Here is a 4,799-nt window from a genome sequence, read left to right on the forward strand (position 1 = left end):
TTCATCGTCATAAAAGCCGAGCTAAAGGCGATTAGCTCATTTAAGGGATAACTTCGACTCTCAACCCGCAAGCTCAGTAATTGCTTCTCAAGAGATTCAATTTCTTGGATGAGCAATCCTAACTTTGGTGGGTTGAGAATGACCTGAGCAGCGATCGCCTCAGCAATTTCATCAAAAGCGATCGCGGTTCGTTGTGCGATCGCTTGTAATTCAGGTAAAAACTTTTGTCGTATCGGTTCAGGAAGCGGTTGCTCTAGCCCATCTTGTAAAGCATCCAGTTGAGCCCAGAGTTTTTGTTCGTAGCCGATGGAGAAATTCCAAAAATTTTGGTGTTTGGTTGCTAAAACTGTGGAAATTTGTTCGAGACTGGCAATCTTAACCGAGGCTGGATGTTTGGCAATCGCCACTGTAATTGCCTGCTTCAGTTGGGCGATATCTGACGGTGGTATCGTATCCTGAAAATAGCCTGACAGCAGTTTTTGATATAGCTGTCCCATTTTCTTAAAAGTCACAGAAAAATCTGTTTCCAGTTCGTTTGTAGCCGATTCTGTCATAAATACAGTGGTCAGCAACACCCCCAGAAACGCACCTACGGGAACTGAAATCAGTGCGGCCCGAATTCCTTGCTCGAAAAAAGGAAAAATATCCTTCCCGATGGCATCGGCTGCTACAATCGCACCGATGCGAGCGATGGGTGTAAACCCCAGCCAAGCACAACTGAAGTAGGCGAAAAAATAAGCCAGACTGCTACTAAAAGGATTATAACCAAAGGACTTGACCAACAGGTAAATACAGAGAATCGTCAAACTCAACGAAACAGTTGCCGCACAACCGATCGCGATCGCTCGACCCCGTGTCGGTTGAATGACAGTGACCACTGCACCTATTATCACAATATCTGCAACTTTTTCGTAAGCAGAAGGATAGGGAAACTCGATGTGACGAATAATAGCCAGTAACAAACCAATAACCACGCCAAGACTGACAATTTCTATCAGGCGTTTTAGGGATATAGGGACCCATTTGGGAAAGGTAATCAGGTGTCTTCGTCTGAAAGTTGCAGTTACTTTCGTTTTATCGATTATCCTGCCTCGTAATCCCTCGCATTGTTGGATAAATCGAGATACAAGTTGAATAAATTGATAAAACTGTAGTGATTCTTGAAGATCATACCGGTCAATTTCTCCACTTGTTCGGAGATGATCAAGTTTACCCCCAATATTCGCTAAATCTTCTTCTAATTCTGTAAGGTAAGGGGTAGCTAAGATTTTTTTGGCGTTACTCAGATCCCTCAAGCTATCAAAGCTGTCGGTAAGATGAGTCGCCAATTGGTGAAATTCATCCCTGAACTGATGCACTAAATTTTGTTCCTGCTTTTCGCCCTTAAAAGCCATCAGATCAGCTAATTGTCGAGTCAATTGGTTCTGAATTGCCAAGATTTCACTCCAATTTTCTGCCACCAATATCTCACTACCGAATTCATGGGTTGCTTTTGTGAGTGTTGAAAGGCTAGTTTGTGTTGATTTTTTAATCTGATTGAGTAAGTTAAGCTCGTTCTGCTCAATAGAAAGAGGATAATCCCGCTCCTCGACCTCAGTTTTTAAGTGGCGATCGAGGATTTTTTGGAACAAGTGCGGTATATCTTGAAGGATTCCCATCAAGTTCCGGTTGAGATCGGATCGAGTATTCTGGGGCCAAAATAGTAAGGCCACAGCAATTCCCACAGCGATTCCGATCCAGTTATCGATCAGGCGCGATCGCAAATAGAGCCAGATATTTTGTTGTGCTGATGTTCCTACCACTCTCATGGCAATTAAAGCGCCCAGTAGTGTGGCTTGGGAATAAGCGGCTTGCCATCGGTAAGTTTCACAGATCAGGGCGGCTAAAATGTAGGTGAGAGAGGGAATGACAAAAAAACTTGAGCCTTGGATTCCGTAGGCGTTCACCAGGATAGCGGCAATGATTCCCCCCAAAGCACTTCCCCCCAAACGCCCCAAACCTGCGGCGATCGCACCTCCCATCGATGGCTCAATCAGTACAGATACATACCCAAAGACGGGATAGACAAAGTTGTCTAATACATTTCCTCGGTGCCAAAAGAAACTCGTTAAGAGAGCAGCACCCAGGGAAAACTTCAATCCCTGTCTGATCATTAGCCCGTTTTTACTGTCCAAGGTATCTCTATATCCTTTTTCGACTTACTCATTGTTACCCATTAATCGCTCGCTCAATCCCATATAAAATCAGTGCCAAAAACGTCACCAACCAAAACCAAAGCTGAGGAGGCTCACTATGGATCAAGATTACTAAGACAAACGCTGCGGCGATAATCCACCACTTAAACCACCAAGTCCACCATTGAGAACGTCTTTTCGGATTTTCCATATTACGTTTAACCGTTTATTCCAGTCTTTGTTTCTTTAAGCTACTTGCGAGCGCAAGATTGTGGTTAACGTTGGTACACCCCTGTAATCCAGCGAAAAGCAGGGGTTATATAACTCACTAAAGAACGCTCTTCCACCACAGCATGGACATCTGCGGTAGTCCCGTTGGTAATTGTTTGGGGCGCTCCCTTGGCTTGGGTCCAGTAAAAACCACTCGGTGTATTGCGATCGACCTTCAGCGCTAAAGTGGCTTTGATAACACTTGCATTGACGGGTATAGGCTTATCGCGATCGTCTTCATCTCTACCCAGAAACAGCTTGCTGGCGAGTTCATTACTTCCGACTAGATTTGCCAGTTCTGCCACAGTTACCGGCTGCTGATCGACGGTAATGACCTTAGCGACGATACCCCCATAGCGTTCGCGATCATAGAGATCGGGAACGACCTCTACTTCCTTGCCCGGTTCTAATCTTTTGGCATCACCACTCTTAAACAATGCCACCACGCTGGTTTTGGCCTTTAGATTGGAGACTTCTAACGTACCTATGCGCCCCCCCGGAGCCAGGACTTCCCCTGGATTAACAGATAAGTCTAAAATCTGGCCGTTGTACAGACTCACTACATTTTTGTTGGCTTGAATAGTGGTTTTTAACGTATTAATCTCTCGTTGCTGGTCAGCGATCGCATTGTAACGAAGAATATCACTGCCTGTATCTTGGAGGTCTATTTGCCGTTTTTCTGTGTTTAGTATATTATTCTGTGCTGTCAATGCGTTCATCTGCGCTCGCAGGCTTTCATCAACCCCCTTAAGGCGATCGAGTTCTATTTGGACGCGATTGATACTATTAGAAGCCTCTAGATTATTGAACTGAAATAAATAGGAGGGAAAATCTAGCTTGGCGACAGCCCCCTCTTCGATAAGTTTATCGTAGGCGGCTAGTCTTTCATCCGTTGAGTTCTGGAAATTTTTAAGATATCGAGCATGGGAGAGATAGGCTTCTCGCTGTTTTTGATTACTGGATAATTGAACTTGAAGTGCTTTAATCTGAAGCTGATTCGCCTTTTGCTGGCGCTCTATTGAGGCTGCATTCAATTGGCGACGACTCACTTCAATAGAGTCAACTCTTTCATCCTGCTGCTTGAGATCTGCTAGTCTATCCTTTTTATCTTTTAATTCTGTTTCTAATTCAGGAAACTCTAAAGTTGCCAGTAATTGCCCTTTTTTGACAGAATCTCCGGGTTGAATCAGGAGGGTTAACACCCGTCCACCTTGACGGGGTTCGATATTAACAATAGAACGAGGAATCAAAATTACCGCTCGTCCCTGAACAGGAGTCGGAATCTTGCCAACTATCGCCCAATAACTCAGTCCTCCGAGCAAAAGACCCACAGGCATTAAGCGCAGGATTATCTCCCCTAATCTTCCTGTTGGCTCCGAATATTTAGACGTTTTTTCTGAATCAATTTTAGAATCAATTCCCGTTTTTATTTGCTTATTATCCTGATGTTCTATCCTAGCCTGCGTTGTTTTCTTCGCACCCATATCTGGCTGCTGATAATTCTGATCAGACATAGATTCAGCTTGATTTTTTGCCATTGTACTGAAATGAGTAAAAATCACTTAATTTGTAACATTATAAACATTCAGAGGATATTACTTTAGATTAGGAAAATCCTCTGAAAAAATCGCTCAAGCTATTTTTGAGACAGGATGACTAGGGTACGTCGAAAGATTTACCGAAGGCTCAAACCTTTAAAATTTCGTGTAAGAAAGATAATAAAGTAGTACGCTTGATGTGAGCTAAAACAACCTAATAGGCATCAAGTATTTGAGTCCAACACTCCCAATAGAGAGATAATCTATCGAACGAGGTTACACCAATCCAGCTTTTAACTTACATAAGGCCTATAGTTTCATTGTAACCGTTCAGAGGGGGGATGTCAAGCCGCCAGTGGCATTGACTCTGTGGAAGGACTCTCCTGGGGCAGCAGAGAAGGAGAAGCACTGCCTTTCCTAGAGGCATGGATGCTACTCTCTCACAGTAGCCGCTCTTTTCTACGTCTTTTTAGATTACTAGATTTTGTCCCCCCTTGAACGGTTACTTCAAGGGAGAAAAAGCGATCGGGCTATAATAGAGAAAATTTCACTTTAACTTGAGAGAAATTCATTATGACAGCCACTATTGAAGACATTCGGGCAATACTAAAGCAATTAGCTCAATCCCAACAAGAGTTATCCCAAGCTCAAAAAGAAACGGATAAACAAATTAACAGAGTTAGTCAGCAGATTGGGGAGTTGGGCAATCGTTTAGGAGAGTTTGTCGAGTGGCAAGTACGTCCTGCGGTGGTGCGTCTGTTTCAGGAGCGGGGTATTGATGTCCATGAGTTTCACCCTGGTATTTCGGTAAAACGGG

4 protein-coding genes are annotated in these 4,799 nt (G+C 43.8%); 1 reads left to right on the forward strand and 3 read right to left on the reverse strand.

The features are described from left to right. The 3 genes from BGL89_RS12575 to BGL89_RS12585 all read right to left on the reverse strand — a co-directional run. On the reverse strand, positions 1–2,153 hold a 2,153-nt coding region (locus BGL89_RS12575; protein ID WP_353743932.1), incomplete at its 3' end, for an aromatic acid exporter family protein. A 55-nt stretch (positions 2,154–2,208) separates the two neighbouring features. Beyond that, a complete protein-coding gene (locus tag BGL89_RS12580; protein WP_002735384.1) occupies positions 2,209–2,385 on the reverse strand; it encodes a hypothetical protein in 177 nt (58 codons plus the stop codon). 64 nt (positions 2,386–2,449) lie between these two features. Then, on the reverse strand, positions 2,450–3,982 hold the full coding sequence (locus tag BGL89_RS12585) for an NHLP bacteriocin system secretion protein (RefSeq protein ID WP_353743933.1): 1,533 nt from the start codon (positions 3,980–3,982) through the stop codon (positions 2,450–2,452). Positions 3,983–4,555: 573 nt separating this feature from the next. On the opposite strand from BGL89_RS12585, the gene BGL89_RS12590 reads away from it, so the two are divergent. Then, positions 4,556–4,799: DUF3782 domain-containing protein (locus BGL89_RS12590; protein ID WP_286825992.1), on the forward strand; the 244-nt coding region annotated here is incomplete at its 3' end.

Origin of the sequence: Microcystis sp. LSC13-02, assembly GCA_002282935.1 — a bacterium.
Classification (GTDB): domain Bacteria; phylum Cyanobacteriota; class Cyanobacteriia; order Cyanobacteriales; family Microcystaceae; genus Microcystis.

Excerpts from the sequence above, each read along its gene's own strand:
- BGL89_RS12580 (WP_002735384.1), bottom strand. The coding sequence starts at position 2,385 with ATGGAAAATCCGAAAAGACGTTCTCAATGGTGGACTTGGTGGTTTAAG.
- BGL89_RS12585 (WP_353743933.1), bottom strand. The coding sequence starts at position 3,982 with ATGGCAAAAAATCAAGCTGAATCTATGTCTGATCAGAATTATCAGCAG.